This is a genomic window from Agrobacterium albertimagni AOL15 (assembly GCF_000300855.1).
In the GTDB taxonomy this organism is placed as follows: domain Bacteria; phylum Pseudomonadota; class Alphaproteobacteria; order Rhizobiales; family Rhizobiaceae; genus Allorhizobium; species Allorhizobium albertimagni.
Genome location: NZ_ALJF01000008.1, coordinates 207948 through 230335 on the forward strand (window position 1 = coordinate 207948; position 22388 = coordinate 230335).

22 protein-coding genes are annotated in these 22388 nt (G+C 61.2%); 14 read left to right on the top strand and 8 right to left on the bottom strand.

Annotated elements, in window-relative coordinates:
* Window positions 1-35: 35 nt before the first annotated feature.
* The 6 genes from QWE_RS10610 (at window position 36) to QWE_RS10635 (ending at window position 6593) form a co-directional block, all read left to right on the top strand.
* On the top strand, window positions 36-869 hold the full coding sequence (locus tag QWE_RS10610) for an RNA methyltransferase (protein WP_006726116.1): 834 nt from the start codon (window positions 36-38) through the stop codon (window positions 867-869).
* Entirely contained in the window at window positions 847-1677 is an 831-nt protein-coding gene (gene murI / locus QWE_RS10615; protein ID WP_006726117.1) for a glutamate racemase, read from the top strand. Before QWE_RS10610 ends, murI begins: the two co-directional genes overlap by 23 nt.
* An 84-nt stretch (window positions 1678-1761) precedes the next feature.
* Entirely contained in the window at window positions 1762-3045 is a 1284-nt protein-coding gene (locus QWE_RS10620) for a hemolysin family protein (RefSeq protein ID WP_006726118.1), read from the top strand.
* A 392-nt stretch (window positions 3046-3437) separates the two neighbouring features.
* Window positions 3438-3686 (top strand): hypothetical protein, encoded by a 249-nt coding sequence (locus tag QWE_RS10625; protein WP_006726119.1) that lies wholly within the window; start codon window positions 3438-3440, stop codon window positions 3684-3686.
* 150 nt (window positions 3687-3836) lie between these two features.
* Window positions 3837-4973: an MFS transporter gene (locus QWE_RS10630; protein ID WP_006726120.1), complete on the top strand. Its 1137-nt coding sequence runs from the start codon at window positions 3837-3839 to the stop codon at window positions 4971-4973.
* 99 nt (window positions 4974-5072) lie between these two features.
* Window positions 5073-6593: a helicase HerA domain-containing protein gene (locus QWE_RS10635; protein ID WP_006726121.1), complete on the top strand. Its 1521-nt coding sequence runs from the start codon at window positions 5073-5075 to the stop codon at window positions 6591-6593.
* A gap of 27 nt (window positions 6594-6620) precedes the next feature.
* On the opposite strand, the gene pepT is transcribed toward QWE_RS10635, so the two are convergent.
* Together pepT and QWE_RS10645 are read right to left on the bottom strand one after the other, a co-directional pair.
* Complete coding sequence (gene pepT, locus QWE_RS10640; protein ID WP_006726122.1) at window positions 6621-7856, bottom strand: peptidase T; 1236 nt, start codon at window positions 7854-7856, stop codon at window positions 6621-6623.
* Between the two features lie 44 nt (window positions 7857-7900).
* Window positions 7901-8722, bottom strand: a complete 822-nt coding sequence (locus tag QWE_RS10645; RefSeq protein ID WP_006726123.1) for a D-alanyl-D-alanine carboxypeptidase family protein — start codon at window positions 8720-8722, stop codon at window positions 7901-7903.
* A gap of 353 nt (window positions 8723-9075) precedes the next feature.
* Between QWE_RS10645 and rpsD the strand changes: the two genes are divergently transcribed.
* From rpsD to QWE_RS10675, 6 genes are all read left to right on the top strand, one after another.
* Window positions 9076-9693 (top strand): 30S ribosomal protein S4, encoded by a 618-nt coding sequence (rpsD, locus tag QWE_RS10650; protein ID WP_006726124.1) that lies wholly within the window; start codon window positions 9076-9078, stop codon window positions 9691-9693.
* A gap of 113 nt (window positions 9694-9806) precedes the next feature.
* On the top strand, window positions 9807-10733 hold the full coding sequence (locus tag QWE_RS10655) for a glutaminase (protein WP_006726125.1): 927 nt from the start codon (window positions 9807-9809) through the stop codon (window positions 10731-10733).
* Between the two features lie 73 nt (window positions 10734-10806).
* Window positions 10807-11691, top strand: a complete 885-nt coding sequence (gene ttcA / locus QWE_RS10660; RefSeq protein WP_052018152.1) for a tRNA 2-thiocytidine(32) synthetase TtcA — start codon at window positions 10807-10809, stop codon at window positions 11689-11691.
* 137 nt (window positions 11692-11828) lie between these two features.
* A complete protein-coding gene (locus QWE_RS10665; RefSeq protein ID WP_006726127.1) occupies window positions 11829-12659 on the top strand; it encodes an inositol monophosphatase family protein in 831 nt (276 codons plus the stop codon).
* A 209-nt stretch (window positions 12660-12868) separates the two neighbouring features.
* Entirely contained in the window at window positions 12869-14074 is a 1206-nt protein-coding gene (locus QWE_RS10670; RefSeq protein ID WP_006726128.1) for an alpha/beta fold hydrolase, read from the top strand.
* The gene (locus QWE_RS10675) at window positions 14071-14652 is read left to right on the top strand and encodes a protein-S-isoprenylcysteine O-methyltransferase (protein WP_006726129.1); all 582 of its coding nucleotides are present in this window, start codon (window positions 14071-14073) and stop codon (window positions 14650-14652) included. The genes QWE_RS10670 and QWE_RS10675 overlap by 4 nt, the downstream gene beginning before the upstream one ends.
* A 5-nt stretch (window positions 14653-14657) precedes the next feature.
* Here the strand turns inward: QWE_RS10675 and QWE_RS10680 are convergent, their stop codons facing one another.
* Window positions 14658-15275 (bottom strand): thioesterase domain-containing protein, encoded by a 618-nt coding sequence (locus tag QWE_RS10680; protein ID WP_006726130.1) that lies wholly within the window; start codon window positions 15273-15275, stop codon window positions 14658-14660.
* 177 nt (window positions 15276-15452) lie between these two features.
* Here QWE_RS10680 and QWE_RS10685 point away from each other — a divergent pair, with 177 nt between their 5' ends.
* On the top strand, window positions 15453-16280 hold the full coding sequence (locus tag QWE_RS10685) for an inositol monophosphatase family protein (RefSeq protein ID WP_006726131.1): 828 nt from the start codon (window positions 15453-15455) through the stop codon (window positions 16278-16280).
* A gap of 57 nt (window positions 16281-16337) precedes the next feature.
* Here the strand turns inward: QWE_RS10685 and QWE_RS10690 are convergent, their stop codons facing one another.
* From QWE_RS10690 to QWE_RS10700, 3 genes are all read right to left on the bottom strand, one after another.
* On the bottom strand, window positions 16338-17543 hold the full coding sequence (locus QWE_RS10690; protein ID WP_006726132.1) for a multidrug effflux MFS transporter: 1206 nt from the start codon (window positions 17541-17543) through the stop codon (window positions 16338-16340).
* A gap of 130 nt (window positions 17544-17673) precedes the next feature.
* Window positions 17674-18006, bottom strand: a complete 333-nt coding sequence (gene grxD / locus QWE_RS10695; RefSeq protein WP_006726133.1) for a Grx4 family monothiol glutaredoxin — start codon at window positions 18004-18006, stop codon at window positions 17674-17676.
* 107 nt (window positions 18007-18113) lie between these two features.
* Complete coding sequence (locus tag QWE_RS10700; RefSeq protein WP_006726134.1) at window positions 18114-18344, bottom strand: hypothetical protein; 231 nt, start codon at window positions 18342-18344, stop codon at window positions 18114-18116.
* A gap of 121 nt (window positions 18345-18465) precedes the next feature.
* Here QWE_RS10700 and QWE_RS10705 point away from each other — a divergent pair, with 121 nt between their 5' ends.
* Window positions 18466-19620 (top strand): hypothetical protein, encoded by a 1155-nt coding sequence (locus tag QWE_RS10705; protein ID WP_006726135.1) that lies wholly within the window; start codon window positions 18466-18468, stop codon window positions 19618-19620.
* A gap of 59 nt (window positions 19621-19679) precedes the next feature.
* Here QWE_RS10705 and QWE_RS10710 read toward each other — a convergent pair whose 3' ends face one another.
* Together QWE_RS10710 and purL are read right to left on the bottom strand one after the other, a co-directional pair.
* The gene (locus tag QWE_RS10710) at window positions 19680-19913 is read right to left on the bottom strand and encodes a BolA/IbaG family iron-sulfur metabolism protein (protein WP_006726136.1); all 234 of its coding nucleotides are present in this window, start codon (window positions 19911-19913) and stop codon (window positions 19680-19682) included.
* A 113-nt stretch (window positions 19914-20026) separates the two neighbouring features.
* Window positions 20027-22249 carry a phosphoribosylformylglycinamidine synthase subunit PurL gene (gene purL, locus QWE_RS10715; RefSeq protein ID WP_006726137.1) on the bottom strand — a complete coding sequence of 741 codons (2223 nt, stop codon included), beginning with the start codon at window positions 22247-22249 and terminating at the stop codon, window positions 20027-20029.
* Window positions 22250-22388: the final 139 nt, after the last annotated feature.

The window sequence follows — 22388 nt, forward strand, 5'->3', positions numbered from 1 at the left end:
CAAGGGGTGCGCAAAATCTCTCTGAAGGAAACGCAATGGCAGGGACGAACAGCGAGCGCGTCATGCTGGCCGAAGGGCCGGCCATCATTCTGGTGGAGCCGCAACTCGGCGAAAACATCGGCATGGTGGCACGCGCCATGGCCAATTTCGGCCTTGTGGAACTGCGTCTCGTCAATCCCCGTGACGGTTGGCCGTCCGACAAGGCCCGTGCTGCGGCATCCAAGGCGGATCATGTCATCGACGGCACCGTCGTTTATGACACGCTTGAGGAGGCTATCGCCGACCTCAACTTCGTCTATGCGACGACTGCGCGCTACCGTGACGGATTCAAGCCTGTTCGTTCACCGGTGACAGCGGCGGAGACGCTCCGCGCCAAGTTCCGCACCGGCGAAAAGACAGGCATCCTCTTCGGTCGGGAAAAGTCCGGCCTGTCGAACGAGGAAGTGGCGCTTGCCGACGAGATTGTCACCTTCCCGGTCAATCCTGCCTTTGCCTCGCTGAACATTGCCCAGGCCGTTCTGCTCATGTCCTATGAGTGGATGAAATCCGGCATGGAGGATGTGCATGGTGTGCCCTTCGACGCGCCGGAACAGCCGGCCGCGACCAAGGAGCAGGTCATCGGTCTGTTCGAACATCTGGAAGAAGCGCTCGATGCGCGCAACTACTTCCATCCGCCCCATAAAAAGGCCAGGATGATCGAGAACCTGCGAGCCGTGTTCAGCAGACGCGCTTTCACCGGCCCGGAGATCCATGTGGTCCGTGGTGTGATCAGTTCGCTCGACCGTTTTGCACGCCCGGGCCAGAGACCGCCCGCGGGAAAGAGCGAGAGCGAGGCTGAGGCGACGCATGACGACGACCGGGATGCCTGACCTCAAGCCGATCCTCGTCTTCGATTCCGGGATCGGCGGTCTCACAGTCTTGCGTGAGGCGCGGCTCTTGATGCCGGAACGCGGCTTCATCTATGTCGCCGACGATGCCGGCTTCCCCTATGGGGGCTGGGAGGAAGAGCCGCTCAAGGCACGCATCGCCCGTCTCTTCGAAGAGCTGTTCGACCGCTACGATCCGGAAGCCGTGATCGTCGCCTGCAATACGGCGTTTACACTTGCCGGCGCCGATCTCAGGCATCGCTTTCCCGACATGCGTTTCATCGGCACTGTCCCGGCGATCAAACCGGCTGCGGAACGCACGCGATCCGGGCTTGTCTCGGTTCTGGCGACGCCAGGTACCGTCAAGCGGGCCTATACGCGCGATCTGATCCAGTCCTTTGCCTCGCAATGCCATGTGCGCCTCGTCGGTTCCGAAAATCTCGCGCGCATGGCGGAAGCCTATATCCGCGGCGAAACCCTGGATGACGCGGCAATTCTTGCTGAAATTGCGCCGTGTTTTGTCGACAAGGACGGTGCGCGGACCGACATCGTGGTGCTTGCCTGCACGCATTATCCCTTCCTCGCCAATGTCTTTCGAAAGCTTGCCCCCTGGCCGGTCGACTGGCTCGATCCGGCCGAAGCGATCGCTCGGCAGGCGCGGCGCCTGGTCCCGCTGGTCGAGGGGGCCGAGCACCCCGATAATTTCGATTTTGCCGTTTTCACATCCGGCAGCCAGGATTTCTCCACCCGGCGCCTGATGCAGGGCATGGGATTGGCCGTGAAGCCGGTCGACACGCCATTTTTCGGCTGATCTCCCTTTTGGGGTCTTGGGTGCCATGTTACCTATGAGGCGTTGCCGGACGCTCAGCCGGTGTAGAGGAGCTCAGCCCCTTACTTGTTTACCGAAATTGCGATTGTTCTCTTTCTGATCGTGCTCAACGGCGTTCTTGCCATGTCGGAGCTTGCGGTCGTTTCAGCCCGTCCTGCGCGCCTCAAGGTGCTTGCGGAACAGGGCAGCCGGGGAGCCGAAACGGCGCTCAAGCTACAGAGTGACCCCGGCCGTTTTCTGTCCACTGTCCAGATCGGCATCACGCTCGTCGGCGTGCTTTCCGGCGCGTTCTCAGGCGCCACACTCGGTGCGCGGCTATCCGGCTGGCTTCAGGTACAGGGATTGTCGGTCGCCGCATCCGATGCGCTCGGCGTCGGCACGGTGGTCGTTCTCATCACCTATCTGTCGCTGATCGTCGGCGAGCTGGTCCCCAAACAGGTCGCATTGCGCAATGCCGAGGGTGTCGCGGCCCGCGTCGCCATTCCGATGTCGGTTCTGTCAAGGGTGGCCGCGCCGCTCGTCTGGCTGCTGGACGGTTCGGGCAAGCTGGTCCTTTCCCTTCTCGGCCAGAGCGGTGCAGGAGGTGGCAAGGTGACGGATGAGGAAATCCGTACAGTGTTGGCCGAGGCCCACAGTGCCGGTGTCATCGAACCCCGCGAATCCGCTATGCTCTCTGGCGTCATGCGCCTTGCCGACCGGCAGGCGCGCGGTCTGATGACGCCGCGTCGCGACGTGCAGATCCTCGACATCGAGGACACGGTGGAGGAAGTCCGCCAGAAGCTACGTGGGATTCCCCATTCGCGCATCCCGGTGCGCAGTGGCGATTCCGACGAGATTGTCGGCGTGCTCTTCACCAAGAAACTCTACGAGCAGATTGCCGAAGGCGGCACGCTCAACCTTGCGGACCTGGTCAGCGAGGTGCCTGTCGTCTCGGACCTCGCCAAGGCGACCGACATTATCGAATCCCTGCGCCGCACCTCGCTGCATATGGTGCTCGTCTATGACGAATACGGCCATTTCGAAGGCATCATCACCTCCGGTGACATTCTCGAAGCCATCACCGGCGCCTTCAGTCAGGACGAGACGGAAGAGCAGGCGATGGTGCGACGCGAGGACGGCTCCTATCTGGTGGCTGGCTGGACGCCGGTCGACGAGTTCGTCGACATCATCCGGGTACCGATCGATCCGGATCGGGACTACACGACCGTTGCCGGCTTCGTGCTGGATGAATTGAAGCGGATCCCCGAACTCGGCGAGAGTTTCGTCAAAGGCGACTGGCGCTTCGAAGTGGTGGACCTCGATGGCCGCCGGATCGACAAACTTATCGTTTCCCGCGCTGACGAGACATGAAGTCGCCGCACACCCTGCGACAATTTGTTGCATAAGTGCAACGGCGCGCCGCAAGTTCTGCAATCTCGAATTGCGCGCTTGCGGCGCCCTTTTTGTCGTGGCATGTTCCCATCATCCGCAACACGAATAACAGGAGGCGACAGATGACTCATTTTTTCATGCGCATGCGCCTCTCTGGCGGATCGGTGCCATCGGCTTTCGTGGGATTTTCTGCGACCTGCCGCTACACCCGATGACTGTCTGATCAGTCATTTTCCCTGCCTTTTTCGGCGTTTTCCACCATCTGACGTGACTTGCCGCCTGCGCGTATGAATGCGTTCGCGTGCCTGCATCACGTCGCTTTTCCTCATCGAAAGGACCTGGGCGCTTGCGCGTTCCGGGACGGACAAGTCATGCACAAAAATCAATCTTTAGTTGAACTGCCGCTGGCCGAGCGGATGGACGAACTTCTCGAGCGTTTCGGCTCCTGGCGGCTGTTGGCCGCTCTGGTCGGGGCGAGCTGGAGGCGGCGGCAGATCCGCAATCTGGCATCTCATCTGTCGCCCCAGCTGCGGCGCGACATCGGGCTCCCTGAAGAGGAGGTCATCTATCCCCGTCGCCTGACGGCGCTGGATATGTCCCTGTGGCACATCCGGAAGTGACCGCGGATGGGGTGCGCGGGCAGTGTGGCGCCGCGCGGATATTTCGACAGGAGGCAGACCACTCGAAGCGGTGGTCTGCTTCCCATCTCGTGTCGGCTGGGGGACATTTGGGCTTCGCTTGATTCCTCCCTTCCATCCCCCGGATCGTTCATGTCTCCCAAGCTCATCATCATGGCAGCCTTCTTTCTGCAGCCGATCGCTTTCGGCAGCTGGTTGCCGCAGATCCCTGGCGTTCAGGAGCGGCTGTCGCTCGGTCCGGCCGAACTCGCCATGGCATTGCTCGGTCTGCCAACCGGCATCCTGCTGATGCTGCCCTTTGCCGGACAGCTTGTCGGCCGAGTCGGCAGCCGAAATACCCTGATCTTCGGGTTTCCGGTCTTTCTGGCGCTCGTGCCGCTGCCTGTGGCGGCCCCCGGTCTCGTCTCCTTGTTCTTTCTGCTCGTGCTTCTCGGGATCGGCCTCTCGACGATCGAGCTCGGGCTCAATGTCGAGGCGGATGTGATCGAAAAGCGCGGCACGGCATCGATCATGAACCGTTGCCACGGTTTCTGGAGCCTCGGCATCATGACGGGCAGCCTCATCGGCGCCGGCTTTCTTGTTCTCGACACATCTCCCTTTGTCATGATCGGTCTGCTGTCGCTCGTTCTAGTCCCGATCTCGGTTGCGGTCTGTCGGGCGCTGCCTGCCCACGAAGCTCCGGTGGCCGACACGCTGCCCCGCTCATCCTGGCGGCCACCGAGCCCCGGTATTCTCGGTATCAGTCTCTTTGTCTTCGGGATCACGATGACGGAAGGCGCGGTCGCCGATTGGTCCGCCGTCTATCTGAAGGACGTGTTTGCGACGTCGGGCATGGCAACCGGCATGGGTTATGTCGTCTTCGCCATGATGGTTTCGCTCGGGCGATTTGTCGGTGATGCGGCAAAGGAGCGGTTCGGGTCGGTCATGCTTGCCCGGGTTTGCCTCGTCTTTGCCCTTTCCGGCATGGTTGTCGTGGTTTTCGCGCCGGTCACGCCGCTTGTTTATCTGGGGCTCGTCTGCGTCGGGCTCGGCGTGTCGGTCGGTTTCCCACTTGCGGTGACGGCGGCAGCGGATCTCGGCGATCGTCCGGCGGCGGAGAATGTTGCAATCTTGAGCTTCATTGCGCTTCTCGGCTTCCTGGTCGGGCCGCCAATGATCGGTTTCGTCGCCGAGGTGCTCGATCTTCGCAGCGGGCTTGCCACGCTTCTGCCGACCCTGTTACTCAGCATCCTGCTTGCCGGGCTTCTGCGTCGGCGTCAGCGGGCCTGAGGGCCGCACTTCCCTGTGGGTTTCGCTTATGCGGCACACACGGGGGCGCCCAAGTCTGTTAGGGACTTGAGATCAACACATGATTTGAGGATGCCGCCATTGAAGGTCGGAATCGATATGGGAACGGTGCAGGGGGGACAGCCTGCCAAGCTCGATATCGAGGAGCTTCTCGCCACGCGCCTTTTGGTGCAGGGCAATTCGGGCTCGGGCAAGTCGCATCTGCTGCGCCGCCTGTTGGAGCAGTCTGCCCAGTGGGTGCAGCAGGTGATCATCGACCCCGAGGGTGATTTCGTCACGCTTTCCGACAAGTATGGCCATGTGGTCGTCGACGGCGAGCGCACCGAAGCCGAGCTTGCCGGCATTGCCGACCGCATCCGCCGCCACCGTGTTTCCTGCGTGCTGACGCTGGAAGGTCTCGATGTCGAGCAGCAGATGCGTGCGGCCGGTGCCTTCCTGAACGGTCTCTTCGATGCCGATCGCGAATTCTGGTATCCGGTGCTTGTTGTCGTCGACGAAGCGCAGATGTTTGCGCCGGCCGTCGGCGGTGACGTCTCGGAAGACGCGCGCAAGATGTCGCTTGGCGCGATGACCAACCTGATGTGCCGCGGCCGAAAGCGCGGGCTTGCGGGTGTCATCGCCACGCAGCGTTTGGCAAAGCTTGCGAAGAACGTCGCGGCCGAAGCCTCCAACTTCCTGATGGGCCGCACCTTCCTCGATATCGACATGGCGCGTGCAGCCGACCTGCTCGGCATGGACCGTCGCCAGGCGGAGATGTTCCGCGATCTGCAGCGCGGCAATTTCGTGGCGCTTGGTCCTGCCATGTCGCGTCGTCCGCTGCCGATCGTCATTGGGGCGGTAGAAACGTCGGCGCGTTCGTCATCGCCGATGCTGATGCCACTGCCGGATGCACTGCCGGATGTCGAAGACCTGATCTTCACGCCGGATCCGGAAGAGTTCACACGGCCGATCGTGCGGCGTGCACCACCGGCGCCGCGTCCGACGACGGATATTCTGGCCGAACTCTCCCGCTCGACGCCGGCTTCACTGGCTCCCTCCTCGAGTGAGGCGCCTAGCCGTGGCGCGGAAATGTCGGCCGAGGAGCGTGAGGACCGGCTATCCGCCGTGCTTTCCGAAATCCTCGGCGATCCGCAGGCGGCCTATCGGACCGACAGCGTGCTCTACCAGGAGTTCCTGGTGCGCGCCCGCATGCGCCGCGTGTCCGGCCCGCCGATGCCGATGGGAGAATTCCGCCGTCGTGTCGCAATCGCCCGTGCCGGTGTGGACGAGGAGACAGCGGCAAGCGAGGGCTGGCAGACGGCGCTGTCGCTGTCCGTCCGCGTTTCCGACGATTTGCAGGGCGTGTTCCTGCTGCTTGCCAAGGCGGCGCTTCGCCATGAGGAGTGCCCCTCGGACCAACGCATTGCGAGAGCCTACGGCACCCATTCGGCGCGCCGTGCCCGGCGTCTTCTCGGCTATTTCGAGGAGCAGGGACTGGTCGTCGTGCACACCGACTTTTCCGGCAAGCGCATCGTCGCCTTCCCTGATCTCGAAGCCGAGACGCAGCCCGGCGATCCGAACCAGGTGGATGCCGAGGAGCGGACGCCATCGGCTGCCGAGTGAGAGCCTGGCGGCTCTTTACCGGGCGGCTTACGCCGCCGGCTCTTCCCAGACCTTGACCAGAGCGACGATCGTCTCGACGGCCTTTTCCATGTCCTGAACGCTCACCCATTCGAGCGGTGAGTGATAGGCATGGCCACCGGTATAGATGTTGGGGCAGGGCAGGCCCATGAAGGAAAGCCGCGAGCCGTCGGTGCCGCCGCGAATGCTGTGGCGGACGGGTTCCAGCCCGACGCGACGGACGGCTTCCTCAAGGTTCTCCATGATCTCCGGATGGCGATCGAGGACTTGCCGCATGTTGCGGTACTGGTGTTTGACCGTGAGCGTGTGGCTCGAGCCCGGATAGGTCGCCATGACCTCCTGGGTGATCTTCTCCAGAAGCTCTTCCTTCTCTTTCAGGCCCGCTTCGGTGAAGTCTCTGACAATCAGCTGCAGCTTGGCACTTTCCATGCTGCCGGAAATATCGACCGGATGGATAAAACCGTCACGTCCGTCCGTGGTCTCCGGTGCGATGTCGCGCGGCAGGCGGGCGACGATGTCGCTAGCGGCCTTGATGGCATTCTCCATCTTGCCCTTGGCATAGCCCGGATGCATGGCGACGCCGGTGATCTCGATCACGACGCCGTCGGCGGAAAAGGTCTCGTTCTCGATCTCGCCGACGGTCGAGCCATCAAGCGTATAGGCGAAACGGGCGCCGAGCTTTTCAAGATCCACCTTGTCCGCACCGCGGCCGATTTCCTCGTCGGTCGTGAAGAGGACCTTGATGGTGCCGTGCTTGATGTCCGGGTTCGACATCAGATGCGCGGCAGCCGTCATGATCTCGGCCACACCCGCCTTGTCGTCCGCGCCGAGCAGGGTTGTGCCGTCGGTCGTGACGATATCGTTGCCGATCTGGTTGTTCAGCTGCGGATGGGAGGCAACGCGGATCACCTGGCTGGTGTCGCCGGTCAGCGTGATGTCGCCGCCCTGATAGTTGCGTACCAGCTGCGGTTTGACGTTGGTACCGGTGAAGTCGGGTGCGGTGTCCATGTGGCTGCAGAAGCAGATGACCGGCACCTCCCTGTCCGTATTGGACGGGATGGTCGCATAGACGTTGCCGTGTTCGTCGAGATGGGCGTCGGTAAGGCCAAGCGCCAGAAGTTCTGCCACCAGCAGGCGTCCGAGATCCTTCTGCTTCTCCGTCGAAGGCTGGCTCTGCGAGGCTGGATCAGACTGGGTGTCAATGACGACATAGCGGAGGAAGCGGTCGAGAACGGTGTCGGTCATGGCAATGGCTTTCTCGGGGGGGGCTTTCTTGCGGCTTCCTGCCGTCACTGGCTGACTTTGGTGCCAAAATGACGGTCGAACAGCATGATCATTTCCTGTGTGCGGGCATTGGCGCTTTCGGCACCCAGAACCACGCCGATCAGGCGGCGGTCACCCTGGCTTGCTGAGGTCACGATGTTGTAGCCCGATGCATTGGTGAAGCCGGTCTTGATCCCTTCGGCGCCCGGATACTGCACGAGGAAGGCGTTGTGACCGCGAAATTTCATGCTGCGGAAGGTCATGCCGCGCGAGGCGAACAGCTTGTACTCTTCGGGGAAATCCCGCAGCAGCGCCAGACCCAAACGCGCCATGTCGGTGGCGGTCGTCACCTGACGTGGATCGGGAAGGCCTGAAGGGTTGGTGAAGACCGTGCTGGTCATGCCGAGTTCGCGGGCTTTCGCCGTCATCATCCGGCCAAAGGCTTCCTCGGAGCCTGCCAGCGTTTCCGCAACCGCGGTCGCTGCGTCATTGGTCGACAGTACGACCATGCCCATGACAGCTTCCTGCACGCTGATCGTGTTGCCGGCGCCGACTGCGAATTTGTAGGGCTCCTTGCCATTTGCATTCTCAGACATGACGAGGCGCTGGGCCCACTTGAATTGTCCCGAATGCAGCGCCTCGAAGGTGAGATAGAGCGTCATCATCTTCGTCAGCGATGCCGGATAGAGGACCATATCGGCATTCTCGGCCTCGAGGATTGCGCCGGTGCCAGCGTCGATCAGGATATGGGCATGGCCGGGTTTCTGGATCTCGGCCGCTGCCGGCGCAAACATTGAGAGCGTTACAGCGAAGGCGAGCAGCATACGGCGGGACAGGTCTGTCATCATCGAAGGAGAGACTTCTTTCATGGAGGATGGTATGGGGGATAGCGAACTTATGCCCGTCTGTCAGCCTTTGCAGGCCTTATCGCCTGGTTTTCCGCCAGAGAATGGCGGATACTCAAGTCACTCTTTCGTCACACACGTCCCTGATGACGTGTTGACTTTTCTCACACACCCCACTAATGACGCCCCAACGCCGGGCCACAAAGCCCGGTGTTTGTTTTGACATGTCCCGTGGTTTTCTCCGTTCGCTGACGTGAGAATCCTGTCGGAGCCTCGGAAACGGGGGCTCAGAGGAGGGCGTGTTTCCTTAAGCGGCTTGGTAACAAACCGCTGTAACCTGTTGAGAGGAAATACGGATGAGCAAGCGCGCATCTTCCAAGTACAAAATTGACCGCCGTATGGGCGAAAACATCTGGGGCCGTCCGAAGTCCCCGGTGAACCGCCGCGAATACGGCCCCGGCCAGCACGGCCAGCGCCGCAAGGGCAAGCTTTCGGACTTCGGCGTGCAGCTGCGCGCCAAGCAGAAGCTCAAGGGCTACTACGGCGATATCCGCGAGAAGCAGTTCCGCGCCACCTACGACGAAGCCAACCGTCGCAAGGGTGACACCGGCGAAAACCTGATCGGCCTGCTCGAGTCGCGTCTGGACGCCATCGTCTACCGCGCCAAGTTCGTACCGACGGTCTTTGCTGCCCGCCAGTTCGTCAACCACGGCCACGTCACCGTCAACGGCGTTCGCGTCAACATCGGTTCGTACCGCTGCAAGGCCGGCGACGTCATCGAAGTTCGCCAGAAGTCGAAGCAGATGGTCACGGTTCTGGAATCGGTATCGCTCGCTGAGCGTGACGTTCCTGACTACATCGAAGTCGACCACAACAAGATGGTTGCCACCTTCGTTCGCGTTCCTGGCCTTTCGGATGTTCCGTATGCGGTCATCATGGAACCGAACCTGGTCGTCGAATTCTACTCGCGCTAATTGCTCGCGAGACGGATTTGTGGAAAGCCGCCCTTCGGGGCGGCTTTTTCTGTTTGCAGTGCAGCGTTCACCGGGAAAGATGACTGGGTACGAACGCGGGTAAGGGGTATGACATGGATCTGCAGCTGATCGCCGACGAGATTGTCAGTGCGCTCGAACCGCGCCTTGGCGAGGGCAAGGTGGCCGACTACATTCCGGAACTCGCCCGTGTCGATCCAAAGCAGTTCGGTATCGCGATCACCACTGTCGACGGTCAGACCTACAAGGCCGGCCATGCCGATACGGCCTTCTCGATCCAGAGCATTTCCAAGGTGTTCATGCTGACGCTTGCGCTCGGCAAGGCGGGCGAGTCGATCTGGAAGCGGGTGGGGCGCGAGCCGTCCGGCTCGTCGTTCAATTCCATCGTCCAGCTCGAACACGAGCATGGCATCCCGCGCAATCCCTTCATCAATGCCGGTGCGATCGTCGTCACCGACATGGTGCTTGCGGGCCATGCGCCACGCGAGGCGATCGGCGAATATCTGCGTTTCATGCGCTATCTCGCCGATGACGAGACGCTGTCGATCGACGAGAAGGTGGCGCAGTCAGAGCAGCGCACCGGCTATCGGAATTTTGCGCTGGCGAATTTCATGCGCGGCTTCGGCAATCTGCAGCATCCGGTCGAACACACGCTTGGGGTCTATTTCCACCAATGTGCGCTGGCGCTGTCCTGCGTCCAGCTTTCCCATGCCGGCCTCTTTCTCGCCAACAGGGGCACCAATCCGCTGAGTGGTTTTTCCGTCGTCTCGCCGAAGCGGGCGCGGCGTATCAATGCCTTGATGCTGATGTGCGGCCACTACGATGGCTCGGGCGATTTCGCCTATCATGTCGGTCTGCCGGGCAAATCGGGCGTGGGCGGTGGCATTCTCGCGGTTGCGCCTGGCAAGGCGTCGATCGCCGTCTGGTCGCCGGGGCTCAACAAGGTCGGCAATTCGGCTCTCGGCTCCGTGGCGCTTGAAATGCTCGCCACCCGCACGGGCTGGTCTGTCTTCGGGACTTGATCTTGCTGGTCGCACAGGGCATTGGAGAGCCGAACAGCCGCCGAGGCCGGAGCCGAAGATGAACCTCGTCAACATGATCGACAGCCAGAATGCCGCCGCGCTCGACGGCGAGGACGAGCTTGATCTGTCGACGGTGCACCCCGTCTTCGCTAGGGCACCGCGCTCGGTCTCCTTCAACAAGCTGCGCAAACGGCTTATCCGGCAGGTGCGCCAGGCAATGTCTGACTTCGACATGCTGAAGGGACAGCAGCGCTGGCTGGTCGGGCTTTCCGGCGGCAAGGACAGCTATGGCCTGCTCGCCATCCTCCTTGACCTGCAATGGCGCGGGCTCTTGCCGGTGGAGCTGGTGGCCTGCAATCTTGACCAGGGCCAGCCGAACTTTCCGAAGCACGTCCTGCCGGAATACCTGGCTTCGATCGGGGTGAAACATCGGATCGAGTATCGGGACACCTATTCCATCGTGAAGGAAAAGGTACCGAGCGGCGGCACATACTGCTCGCTCTGTTCCCGGCTTCGTCGTGGCAATCTCTACCGGATCGCCCGCGAAGAAGGCTGTGATGCGCTGGTGCTCGGCCATCACCGCGAGGATATCCTTGAAACCTTCTTCATGAACTTCTTCCATGGTGGCCGCCTCTCGGCGATGCCGGCGAAACTGTTGAACGACGACAAGGATCTCTTCGTCCTGCGTCCGCTGGCTTACGCGGCCGAAGAGGACATGGCCCGCTTTGCCCAGGCCATGGAATTCCCGATCATCCCTTGCGACCTCTGCGGCTCGCAGGACGGTCTGCAGCGCAATGCGATGAAGGAGATGCTGGCCGGAATCGAGGCGAAGATGCCGGGACGCAAGGATGCGATGCTCAGGGCGCTTGCGCATGTCGATCCCTCGCATCTCCTCGACCCGAAGCTCTTCGATTTCGCCGGGCTCGCTGTCACGACGCCGTCACAGACGGACGGCTAAGAACGACCACCTTCAACCTCAAGGCCCCAAGACAGATGTTCATGTATGGGCTCGAAGGAACGCCAAGTCGCGATCCTGGAGAGCTCGACTGAAGTCTGTCTTCGTTGCGTCCAGGCAGTGCAAGACGGACCACGTGCATGATTTTTCGCGACAGTGATCTCTTCGATATCCTCGATCTCGTCAGGACGGCCGGGCAAAGGGAGATCCTTCCGAGGTTCCGCCGCTTCGATGCGCCCGATGTCGTCGAAAAGAAGTCGTCGATCGATCTCGTAACCGACGCGGATCTCGAGACCGAGGCCTACCTCACGGCAGAGCTTCTGAAGCAGTGGCCGGAGGCGCTGGTCGTCGGAGAGGAGGCCTGTGAAAGCAATCCGGCGCTTGTTTCGGCTCTTGCCGATGCGGACCTGGCGTTTGTCATCGATCCCGTGGACGGGACCTTCAATTTTCAGGCGGGATTGCCGGTCTTCGGGACCAACCTTGCTGTGGTCAAGGGTGGCGAGACCATCGCGGCATTAATCCATGACAGCGTCCTCGGTGACACGCTGATTGCGACCAAGGCTGCGGGCGCTCGCTGGCTGAGGGCCGACGGCATTGAGGCCGCGATCCGGGTTGCGGCGGCGACGGACCTGTCGATGATGGTGGGCACGATTTCGATCAATGACATCAGCCGGGAGGAGCGTCGGCGTATCGCCGGCAATCTGGCGCAAACCAAGATGGCCTTTGCCTATAACTGCTCGGCGTACGAATACTGGCTTGTCGCGACAGGAAAGGTCCATTTCATCGGCCACCACAAACTCATGCCCTGGGATCATCTTGCCGGCGTTCTCCTGCATGAGGAAGCCGGTGGCGTGACGAGGAGGTTTGACGGCTCGCCCTATCTGCCCGGGCAAACGACCGGTGGCATTCTCAGCGCACCGGACGCCGATAGCTGGGAGATGATCCTATCGAGAGTGGTTCTTGCGAGCTAGGGGGATTTGCGAAGGGCCGTTGGCGGGCTACCGCCGGATGGCTCGATCGGTAGGTTGCAGGTCTGGCGCAAACAAGACACAGGAAATGTCTGTATTTCCGGAAGTGCTTCTGACTTTGGCTGGACTGTGCCGGAGCCTTCTTGCACATTGCGGATCAACGAAGATCCTTGAGCCTTGCTCTAGGTTTCGAGCAGTGCGTAGGAGTAGGAATGTCTGAGGTCGCTCAGCCTTCGGTGTCGAGGCGTGCCGTCTTTCTCGTCGGGGGATATGAACGCAACGATGCAGCCGGCTTTTTTCGGCGAATCGGCCGCGAAATGGAGCGCTTCTGCAAGTGCTGGTCGGTCGAGGCGACACTCGGGGTACCGGTCGAGGCGGCGGACGCCTCCGCGACGACGGCGGTCGCCGACTATCGAGGTCCCGACGGCGTCTGCCGATCCGAGATTACCTTTTTGAGCTTCGACGATATCGTCAAGCATGACGGTGCCAGACCGTTTGTCTCGCGGCTTCTTGCATATCTCATTGCCTTTTTCGACTATGTCGTCTCCGGCACGATGTTCCGCTTCTTTGCCACCAATTGGCGCTTCGCTCTCTATTTCCTCTATCCCCTTGTCATGCTGGGACTGTTCGTCTGGTTCGGCACGATCACCTATCGTCTCGTGCACTGGATTGAACTTCCCGGTGGCCCGCTTCTGCCGGGACTTGCCGGGCTTGCTGTCACCTATGCTCTCGGTCGTTCTGTCGGCCGACGCTATTTCGTTTTCCACCTCATGGATCTCTGGTCGTTCAGCCGCGAGCATCTTCATTGCCGGCGCCCGGTCATGGATCAGAGGATAGAGGCCTGGGCTGCGTTGATTTCGCAGCGCATGGCGCAATCGGCCCATGACGAAGTCCTGCTCGTCGGCCATTCGACAGGGGGCGCGCTGATCCTCGACGTCGCTCACCAACTGGCCGACCGGCTGGCAGCCGAGGGACGGCCCGTCGCCTTTCAGCTGGTCACGGTCGGTTCGACATCGCTGAAGGTTGCGCTGCACCCCGCGGCATCGCGCGCACGATCGCGCCTGGAGGCCCTTGCCAGTCATCCCGGCATTCGCTGGACCGAGTTCCAGTCGCTCACTGACATCATCAACTTCTACAAGTGCGACCCTTACGCCCGTGCAGGGCTTGCCCATCAGCGCAGCGACGCCTTTCCGCGGCAGTTCCAGGTCCGCATCCGTGACATGCTGGAACGGGAGACCTACAGGCGGATAAAGAAGAACTTCTTCCGCGTTCACTATCAGTTTATCTCGGCCAACAGCCGCCGCTATTTCTATGATTTCTTCATGATCTGCTGTGGTACCCGGCCGATCGACGCCGTAAGAGGCGACAGGCTGTCGCTCTCGGCAGAAGCAGACAAGACCGCAGAGGCGACTTCATGATCCGCATTTCCTTCATCCTCTGGGCCCTGATGCTGGTGACCTGGTGCGCCATGCGTTATCCGGCCATGCGCCGGGCGCGGCGTCAGAAGACGGCGATCGACAAGCGCACGCCGCTCGATATTTCACTGCTTGTCCTTTGCACGCTCGGGCTGGTCGCGATGCCTGTTCTCTGGCGGCTGGATGTCTTCGGAGGACTGGCCGATCGCGGGCAGGGCATTGTGACCCTCGTGCTCGGGACGCTCTCCGGCATCGCCTTTCTCTGGCTCTTCCGCCGCAGCCACAAGGATCTCGGCAAGAACTGGTCGGTAACGCTTGAAGTGCGAGAGGGACATCAGCTGGTCACCGGCGGTGTCTACGCCTATGTGCGTCACCCGATGTATGCCTCCTTCCTCCTCTGGGGCGTGACCCAGGCGCTGCTCATTCCCAACTGGATTGCAGGCCTTGCCGGTCTTGTTGCTGTCTTTGCCCTCTATGCCGTGCGTCAGTCGCGCGAGGAGGCGATGATGCGGGACACCTTCGGCGCCGAATATGACGCCTATTGCGCCCGCACCAAGCGGTTGGTTCCCGGCATCTTCTGAGCGCCTCAGCGGCGACGTAGCGCTTGCTTGATTTCCTTGATCGACCGCTCGTGCAGCTTCGGGTTCTTGTCGATGTTGAAATGGCCGATGCCGCTGATCGCCGTTTCGCCCTGACGCAGGTTGATATTGGCGAGTTCGCCCTTGAAGCCGGGGGCCGGCAGGACGGGTGACCAGAGGTTCTCTCCGCCCGTGTAGAAGTTCAGCGTCTTCTTGACGTTGCCCGGCACAGGGCCCTTGCCGGTCGGATCGAAACTCAGGATCAGAGCGACCGGGATCTTCATCGGTTGCAAGGCTCGTGCGACCGAGAATGTCATGTCGGCCCCCAACGAATGTCCGACGAGTACAATCGGACGTGCGTCCTTCGATGCGCGGTAGCGCTCGGCGATCCTGCGGGCAAAGGTCTGGGCATTCGGCAGTGACATCACCTGCGCATCCACCCCATCCGCCTTCAACTGTTGCCCCAGGGTATTCAGACCCGTCGAGAAAATGTCGGCAAAGCCGCGAAACAGGTAGACCTGCCCATTTGGTGGCTGCGGCTTACGGGGCTTTGCCGCTTCGGCGGGCAGGACGGAGGCTGCTAGAAAAAGGGATGCCTGGGAGAGGAGGGCGCGCCTGGAAATCATGTGGGGAGGACATCCTCGAAAATGGAGTAGTTTCGGATTCATGCATGATTTGTCGAGCCTGACAACCGACTTGCTGGGCCAATGGCCCTGTACTTCGCCACTGTCGACAGGCTAGAACGGGCGCATCCCGAACGGCGCCCGTTTTCGCGCCTCTTTCACGGAACAGAAAGGCCTCTCATGACCGCGACCATCGATATCGCCGCCCTTGCCAATCTCCTGCAAGAGGCTGCCGTCGAAGAGATCCTGCCGCGCTTTCGCAATCTCGGTGACGGTGATGTCAGGATGAAATCCGAGGCAATCGATCTCGTGACGGAAGCAGACGAGGCCGCCGAGCGCTTCATTCGCAAGGGGATCGAGGCGCTGATGCCCGATGCCCTGTTCGTCGGTGAGGAGTCGGTCGCAGCCGATCCGGCGCTTCTCGATCGTCTTGAGGGCGCCGAGCTTGCCGTCGTCGTCGATCCGATCGACGGTACCTTCAACTTCGCATCGGGCCTGACGTTGTTCGGCATGATCCTCGCCGTGGTGTCCAAGGGCGAAACCATCGGCGGCGTCATCTACGACCCGATCGGCAATGACTGGGCGCTGGTGGAGAAGGGCTCGGGTGCATGGATCTACCGGCCGGATGGCAGCCAGGAGCAGATGCAGGTGCGGCCCAGCGGGCCGCTCGAACAGATGATCGGGATCGCCAATACAGGTTTCTTTGACATCGAGACCCGCCGAAAGATCCTCTCCAACCTCGCCGAGGTCCGCCTCTTCACAAGTTACCGCTGTGCGGCCCATGAATACCGGCTGCTCGGCCAGGGGCATATGGACTTTGCGATGTACAACAAGCTGATGCCCTGGGATCACTTGGCTGGTGCGCTGATGATGCAGGAAGCGGGCGCGCACGTCGCGCGCTTCGACGGTTCACCCTATCTGCCGCATCACACCTCGGGTGGGCTGCTGGTGGCCTCCGACGTTGACGCCTGGCAGGAATTGCGGGAACGCATCTTCACCGTCGACTGATCAGCAAAAAGGCCCGGCATCGACCGGGCCTTTCGCATTTCAGTGGATTGCCTCGGATCAGACCGGCTTATTGTGTGCCTGGAACAGCCGGCCCTTCTCGCCGATCAGCACGAAGACGAGGCCGATCACCGAGACCACGAAGAAGCCGGCGACCATCGGCAACGCCGTGCCATTGAAGGCCTGGCCGATGGCAGCACCGATGATCGAGCCGCCGATCGTGCCCATGAAGCCGAGAACCGACGATGCGGTGCCTGCCACATGGCCCAAGGGCTCCATGGCCAGCGAGTTGAAGTTCGAACCGATCCAGCCGAACTGGAACATCGCCAGCGAGAAGAAGGTGATGAACAGGAAGAACGGCATCGGCTGAGGCCCGAGCACCTGCACCACCAGCCAGATCAGGTTGATCGCGATGAAGCCGAGCAGCGAGCCATGCGAGAGCTTGCGCATCCCGAAGCGGCCGACCAGCTTGGCATTGACGAAGGACGACAGCGCCATGAACAGGGCAACTGCCGCGAAGGCGACCGGGAACCAGACGCCGAGCTGATAGATGCCGACATAGACCTGCTGGGCCGAATTGATGAAGCCGAACAGCGCACCGAAGATGAAGGTGCTGGCGACCGTGTAACACAGGGCCACACGGTCGGTGAGCACGATACGGAAGCCGTCGAAGATCACCTTCACGGTGAAGGGACGAACATCCGCCGGCGCCAGCGTCTCGGGCAGTCGGATATACATCCACACGCCGACGATCACTGCGATTACCGCCATGAACACGAAGATCCAGTGCCAATCGCCGAAGAGCATGATCACCTGACCGGTGCCGGGAGCTACGACCGGAATGACCATGAAGACCATCATGATCAGCGACATCACTTCTGCCATTTGTCGGCCGCCGAACACGTCACGAACGATCGAGACCGTAATGACGCGCGTTGCAGCCGAGCCGATGCCCTGGATGAAGCGCAGCAGGAGCAGCGATTCGAAGGAGGGCACGAAGACGACGGCGAGTGAGGATACGACATAGACCGCGAGACCGAAGATCATCGGGAGCCGGCGCCCGAAGCGGTCGGCGATCGGGCCGTAGAAGAGCTGCGCGAAGCCGAAGCCGATCAGATAGGCGGAAACGACATACTGGCGATGGTTTTCGTTTTCGACATTCAGGGCTGCACCGATTTCCTGCAGACCCGGCAGCATGATGTCGATCGCAAGCGCATTGAGCGCCATGAGGAATGCCATCATTGCGATGAATTCGGCACGTCCCATTCCCCCAAGCGTCTTGGGAGAGGACTGTAATGAATCTGACATGAATTATGACCTTAGAACGGCATGAAGGCGTTGCTTGGGACAACGCCTTCATCGCCTGGAGATTTATAAAGCCTTGCGGCAGAGTTTGTCAGGCAGCGCCGCGGACGGCGATGCCCTGATCTTCGAAATGCTTCTGCAGTTCACCGGCCTGGAACATCTCGCGGACGATGTCACAACCGCCGACGAACTCGCCCTTGATGTAGAGCTGCGGAATGGTCGGCCAGTTGGAATACTGCTTGATTCCGTCGCGGATTTCCATGTCGGCGAGTACGTTCACGCCCTTGTAGTCCACGCCGAGGTAGTCGAGGATCTGAACCACCTGACCGGAGAAACCACACTGCGGAAATTGCGGGCTGCCCTTCATGAACAGGACGACATCGTTGGTCTTGACTTCGTTGTCGATGAATTCGTGGGCGCTCATGGCATTCTTCCTTTTCACATGCCGTTCAAGGCGGCAGCTTCGATCTGCCGTAGAAATAGCAATACGGCTTTACTTTTGCCAGTGGCGACTTTGCGACAGCGCCGGAATTAACGGCTGCGCTGGCGGCTTCGCTTGGCAGCCGTGCGGCGGCGGCTCACTTGTTTGCGGGCAGGGGCTTTGACACGCTTCGTCGTCTTGCGCACGTAGCGGCCCGTGGACGCGGAGCGGGTCTGGCGCTTGCGCCGGCGCGTGGTGCCCTTGCGCGTCGACTTCTTGAGAATCTCCTTCAGCACGCCTTCCACGACGTCCTTGACGATATTGCCGATCAGATCTGCCATCTTTGCTCCCCCATACCCTCGAATTTAGAGGGTTTTGTTCCCTTCGCTCTTTAAATCAGCGCAATTCTCGTCTAGCAAGCGCCACCTGCGGCGGCCTGCCGTCAATGAAGTGACCGACTTGATGATCCAAAGCCGCATCGTGCTGCATTTTCCGGGTTTCGAACCGCTCGACGCCGAAGCTCACCGTCAGCGCTACAAGCGTTCGGCCGCTCAGGCCTCGGCCGTCTGGCGGGCGCAGTTCAACGTCGATAATCTCACGCTCGATGCGCAGGGCGCTCATTTTTCGGTCGATTCCCATGGTGAGGGCTGGGCGACGCGATCACAGATCCATGTCTTCGACCACAATGCCCTGATTTCTACCATGCGGGCAGAGCCGCTCTGGATGCAGATTGCTAAAGGCTTCAAGGCGGGTTCCGACGTGGTGTGGCAGGGCGGTGCCTGGGGCTATTTCCGCCATGCCTGGCGCTTTGGTCTTTTCTTCCTTTTCCCATTCCTGTTCCTGGCCGCTGGCCTGGCTCTGGCGGTGAACATCGCAGCCATTCCCTCTGCGTTCGATCTCTCTTCCTGGTGGTTGCTGCTGTCCTTGCCTTCCGGCTGTCTCGTCTTCCGCCACGGGGTCATTCCGTTTTCGGAGAGGTACCACGTCATGCATCTGCTTGCCGATTGGCGCCTGGCGGTGGCCGTTGCGGAAAACCGGCAGGAGGTGGATGCCTTCATCGAACTGGCGGCAGGTGAGGCGGCTGCGGCCTTGGAAGGCCCTGCCGACGAGATTCTCGTCACCTCGCACAGCATGGGTGCGAACTTCGCCATTTCCGTCATTGCACGACTTCTCGAAAAGTCACCGGACGCGCTCGAGGGACGAAGGCTTGTCTTCGTCACGCTTGGCGGTGCCGCCCTGCAGTGCAGCCTGCTGTCATCCGCATCCCTACTCAGGCAGCGGATCGGGGCGCTCGCGCGTCATCCATCCATCGACTGGTTCGATATTCAGTGTCTCACGGACCCGATCCATCTCTACAAGTGCCACACCGTGGCTCTTTCGGGCCACGCGGAAGCGCCTCAGCCGAAGCTGGTCTTCATCCGCTTCAAACATGCACTGTCTGCGGAGCGCTATCAGAAGAACCGCCGCGACTTCTTGAGAATGCATCGGCAATATGTGCTGGGACCGGATCAGCCGAGCGGTTTCGACTTCACGCTGATGACGGCGGGGCCGTTGCCGGCGCTATCGTTCAAGACGCTGGATTCGGTGACGGCCCCGAAGCTTCAAGCCCCATCATGATAAAGGCCCGCCACTGATAGGGCAGGCCTTCTCGCGTCTCGATATCGATGCATCCTTGGTCAGTCGGGGATGCTTGTCTGCAATGCCAGTGCATGCAGAACGCCACCCATGTTGCCCTTCAGGGCATCGTAGACCATCTGGTGCTGCTGGACCCGGCTCTTGCCGCGGAAGGCTTCGGCGACGACCTCGGCGGCGTAGTGATCGCCGTCTCCCGCGAGGTCACGGATCACGACCCTCGCTCCCGGAATGCCGGCCTTGATCATGTCTTCAATGTCGCCTGGTTTCATCGGCATGTAATGGATCCCTCATGCAAATCAGCAATGTGAGAACTATCGTGCATTCGCTGAGGCGTTTCAATGGGGCAGGCAGCGCCTACCCCATGCTCCACAGGCATGTGATCAAGAACTCAGGCGAGCTCGCCTTCCATGAGGGCTGGGAACCAGCCTTCGTGGGCCGTCTTGAGATCTTCGACTGCAACGGGCTTGGCATCGCCGAGCACGACGTTCGATCCACCGGTACGGCCGATCCACGGGCAGAAGACGCCAGCGGCTTCAGCACGGACCTGCACCTGATCGACATTGGCTTCGGTGACGGTCAGGACGTAGCGGCCCTGGTCTTCGCCATAGAAGACGGCGATCGGGTTGGTATCGTTCAGGGCGTTGATATGCGCGCCGATGCCCGACGCCATGGCCATTTCGGCAACGGCAAGGGCCAGACCACCCGACGAGCAGTCGTGAACGGCGGTCGCGAGGCCATCCTGAATGAGCCCGCGAACGAAGTCGCCGACTTTCTTCTCGTGTTCGAGATCCACATGCGGTGCTGGGCCGTCGGTGCGTCCGTGAATGTCGCGCAGGTAGCAGGACTGGCCGAGATGCGTGCCCCAGCCGGACGGCGCGCCAGCCAGCAGGATGGCTTCGCCCTGGGCCGCAAAGCGGATGCGGGCCATCTTCTTCCAGTCCGTCATCAGGCCGACGCCGGCAATCGTCGGGGTCGGCAGGATGCCCTGACCATTGGTCTCGTTGTAGAGCGAGACATTGCCGGAGACGATCGGGAAGTCGAGCGCGAGGCAGGCTTCGCCGATCCCCTTGATGGCAAAGACGAGCTGGCCCATGATCTCGGGGCGCTCGGGATTGCCGAAGTTCAGGTTATCGGTCGCGGCGAGCGGCAGTGCGCCGGTCGCGGTGATGTTGCGCCAGCATTCGGCAACCGCCTGCTTGCCGCCTTCAAACGGGTCGGCTTCGACGTAACGCGGGGTAACGTCAGACGAGAAGGCGAGCGCCTTGGAGGCATGGCCTTCGACGCGGATGACGCCAGCATCGCCGCCCGGCAGCTGTAGGGAATTGCCCTGGATCAGCGTGTCATACTGTTCATAGACCCAGCGGCGCGAGGAGTTGTTGGCCGAACCCACGAGCTTTAGGAGAACGTCTGCGACGTCGCCAGCCGGGATGTCGCTTTCAGCCAGCGGGGCGGGCTTCTTCGGCTCGATCCACGGACGGTCGTATTCCGGGGCCTCGTCGCCCAGTTCCTTGATCGGCAGGTTAGCGACTTCCTCGCCCTGATGGAGAACGCGGAAGCGCAGGTCGTCGGTGGTGTAGCCGACGATGGCGAAGTCGAGACCCCATTTGACGAAGATTGCCTTGGCAACCTCTTCCTTGGAAGGCTCGAGCACCATGAGCATGCGCTCCTGGCTTTCCGACAGCATCATTTCATAGGCCGTCATGCGCTCTTCGCGCACCGGCACCTTGTCGAGATGCAGCTCGATGCCGAGGTCGCCCTTGGCGCCCATTTCGACCGCCGAGCAGGTGAGGCCAGCGGCGCCCATGTCCTGAATGGCGATGACGGCGCCGGTCTTCATCAGCTCAAGGCAGGCTTCGAGCAGGCATTTTTCGGTGAAGGGGTCGCCGACCTGAACGGTCGGGCGCTTCTCTTCGATCGACTCGTCGAATTCGGCCGACGCCATGGTTGCGCCGCCGACGCCATCACGGCCGGTCTTGGCGCCGAGATAGACGACGGGAAGGCCGACGCCCTTGGCCTCCGACAGGAAGATGCCGTCTGCCTTGGCAAGGCCGGCTGCAAAAGCATTGACCAGGATGTTGCCGTTGTAGCGGGCGTCGAACTCGACTTCACCGCCAACGGTGGGCACGCCGAAGGAATTGCCGTAACCGCCGACACCGGCCACGACGCCAGCCACCAGATGCTTGGTCTTCGGATGGTCAGGCGCACCGAAGCGCAGAGCGTTCATGGCAGCAACAGGACGCGCACCCATGGTGAAGACGTCGCGGAGAATGCCGCCAACGCCGGTTGCCGCTCCCTGATAGGGCTCGATATAGGACGGGTGATTGTGGCTTTCCATCTTGAAGACGACGACGTCGCCATCATCGATGTCAACGACGCCTGCGTTTTCGCCCGGACCCTGGATGACGCGCGGACCCTTGGTCGGCAGCGTCTTCAGCCACTTCTTCGAAGACTTGTAGGAGCAGTGCTCGTTCCACATCGCCGAGAAGATCCCGAGCTCGGTGAAGGTCGGCTCGCGTCCGATCAGGTTCAGGATGCGATCGTATTCATCCGGCTTCAGGCCGTGGCTTGCGATCAATTCTGCGGTGATGGGACGGGAGTTGGAAACGGTCATCTGGCTCTCAGGGCAATGGGAGATCTGGGGGAGATCGGTTTCGAGGCAGGCTATAACCCAAGCACGCGCCCGGCGCACTTGAAAAATGCGCGCAATCAAGCCTTTCCTGCCGGTTTCGGCGCCTTACGTCTGGAGCTTT

Excerpts from the sequence above, each read along its gene's own strand:
- ttcA (WP_052018152.1), top strand. The coding sequence starts at position 10,807 with ATGATCGACAGCCAGAATGCCGCCGCGCTCGACGGCGAGGACGAGCTT.
- QWE_RS10690 (WP_006726132.1), bottom strand. The coding sequence starts at position 17,543 with ATGGGACGTGCCGAATTCATCGCAATGATGGCATTCCTCATGGCGCTC.
- QWE_RS10705 (WP_006726135.1), top strand. The coding sequence starts at position 18,466 with ATGATCCAAAGCCGCATCGTGCTGCATTTTCCGGGTTTCGAACCGCTC.
- QWE_RS10670 (WP_006726128.1), top strand. The coding sequence starts at position 12,869 with ATGTCTGAGGTCGCTCAGCCTTCGGTGTCGAGGCGTGCCGTCTTTCTC.
- QWE_RS10655 (WP_006726125.1), top strand. The coding sequence starts at position 9,807 with ATGGATCTGCAGCTGATCGCCGACGAGATTGTCAGTGCGCTCGAACCG.
- QWE_RS10700 (WP_006726134.1), bottom strand. The coding sequence starts at position 18,344 with ATGGCAGATCTGATCGGCAATATCGTCAAGGACGTCGTGGAAGGCGTG.
- QWE_RS10630 (WP_006726120.1), top strand. The coding sequence starts at position 3,837 with ATGTCTCCCAAGCTCATCATCATGGCAGCCTTCTTTCTGCAGCCGATC.
- grxD (WP_006726133.1), bottom strand. The coding sequence starts at position 18,006 with ATGAGCGCCCACGAATTCATCGACAACGAAGTCAAGACCAACGATGTC.
- pepT (WP_006726122.1), bottom strand. The coding sequence starts at position 7,856 with ATGACCGACACCGTTCTCGACCGCTTCCTCCGCTATGTCGTCATTGAC.
- QWE_RS10710 (WP_006726136.1), bottom strand. The coding sequence starts at position 19,913 with ATGCCGATGAAACCAGGCGACATTGAAGACATGATCAAGGCCGGCATT.
- purL (WP_006726137.1), bottom strand. The coding sequence starts at position 22,249 with ATGACCGTTTCCAACTCCCGTCCCATCACCGCAGAATTGATCGCAAGC.
- QWE_RS10685 (WP_006726131.1), top strand. The coding sequence starts at position 15,453 with ATGACCGCGACCATCGATATCGCCGCCCTTGCCAATCTCCTGCAAGAG.
- QWE_RS10675 (WP_006726129.1), top strand. The coding sequence starts at position 14,071 with ATGATCCGCATTTCCTTCATCCTCTGGGCCCTGATGCTGGTGACCTGG.
- rpsD (WP_006726124.1), top strand. The coding sequence starts at position 9,076 with ATGAGCAAGCGCGCATCTTCCAAGTACAAAATTGACCGCCGTATGGGC.
- QWE_RS10665 (WP_006726127.1), top strand. The coding sequence starts at position 11,829 with ATGATTTTTCGCGACAGTGATCTCTTCGATATCCTCGATCTCGTCAGG.
- QWE_RS10680 (WP_006726130.1), bottom strand. The coding sequence starts at position 15,275 with ATGATTTCCAGGCGCGCCCTCCTCTCCCAGGCATCCCTTTTTCTAGCA.
- QWE_RS10625 (WP_006726119.1), top strand. The coding sequence starts at position 3,438 with ATGCACAAAAATCAATCTTTAGTTGAACTGCCGCTGGCCGAGCGGATG.
- murI (WP_006726117.1), top strand. The coding sequence starts at position 847 with ATGACGACGACCGGGATGCCTGACCTCAAGCCGATCCTCGTCTTCGAT.
- QWE_RS10610 (WP_006726116.1), top strand. The coding sequence starts at position 36 with ATGGCAGGGACGAACAGCGAGCGCGTCATGCTGGCCGAAGGGCCGGCC.
- QWE_RS10645 (WP_006726123.1), bottom strand. The coding sequence starts at position 8,722 with ATGATGACAGACCTGTCCCGCCGTATGCTGCTCGCCTTCGCTGTAACG.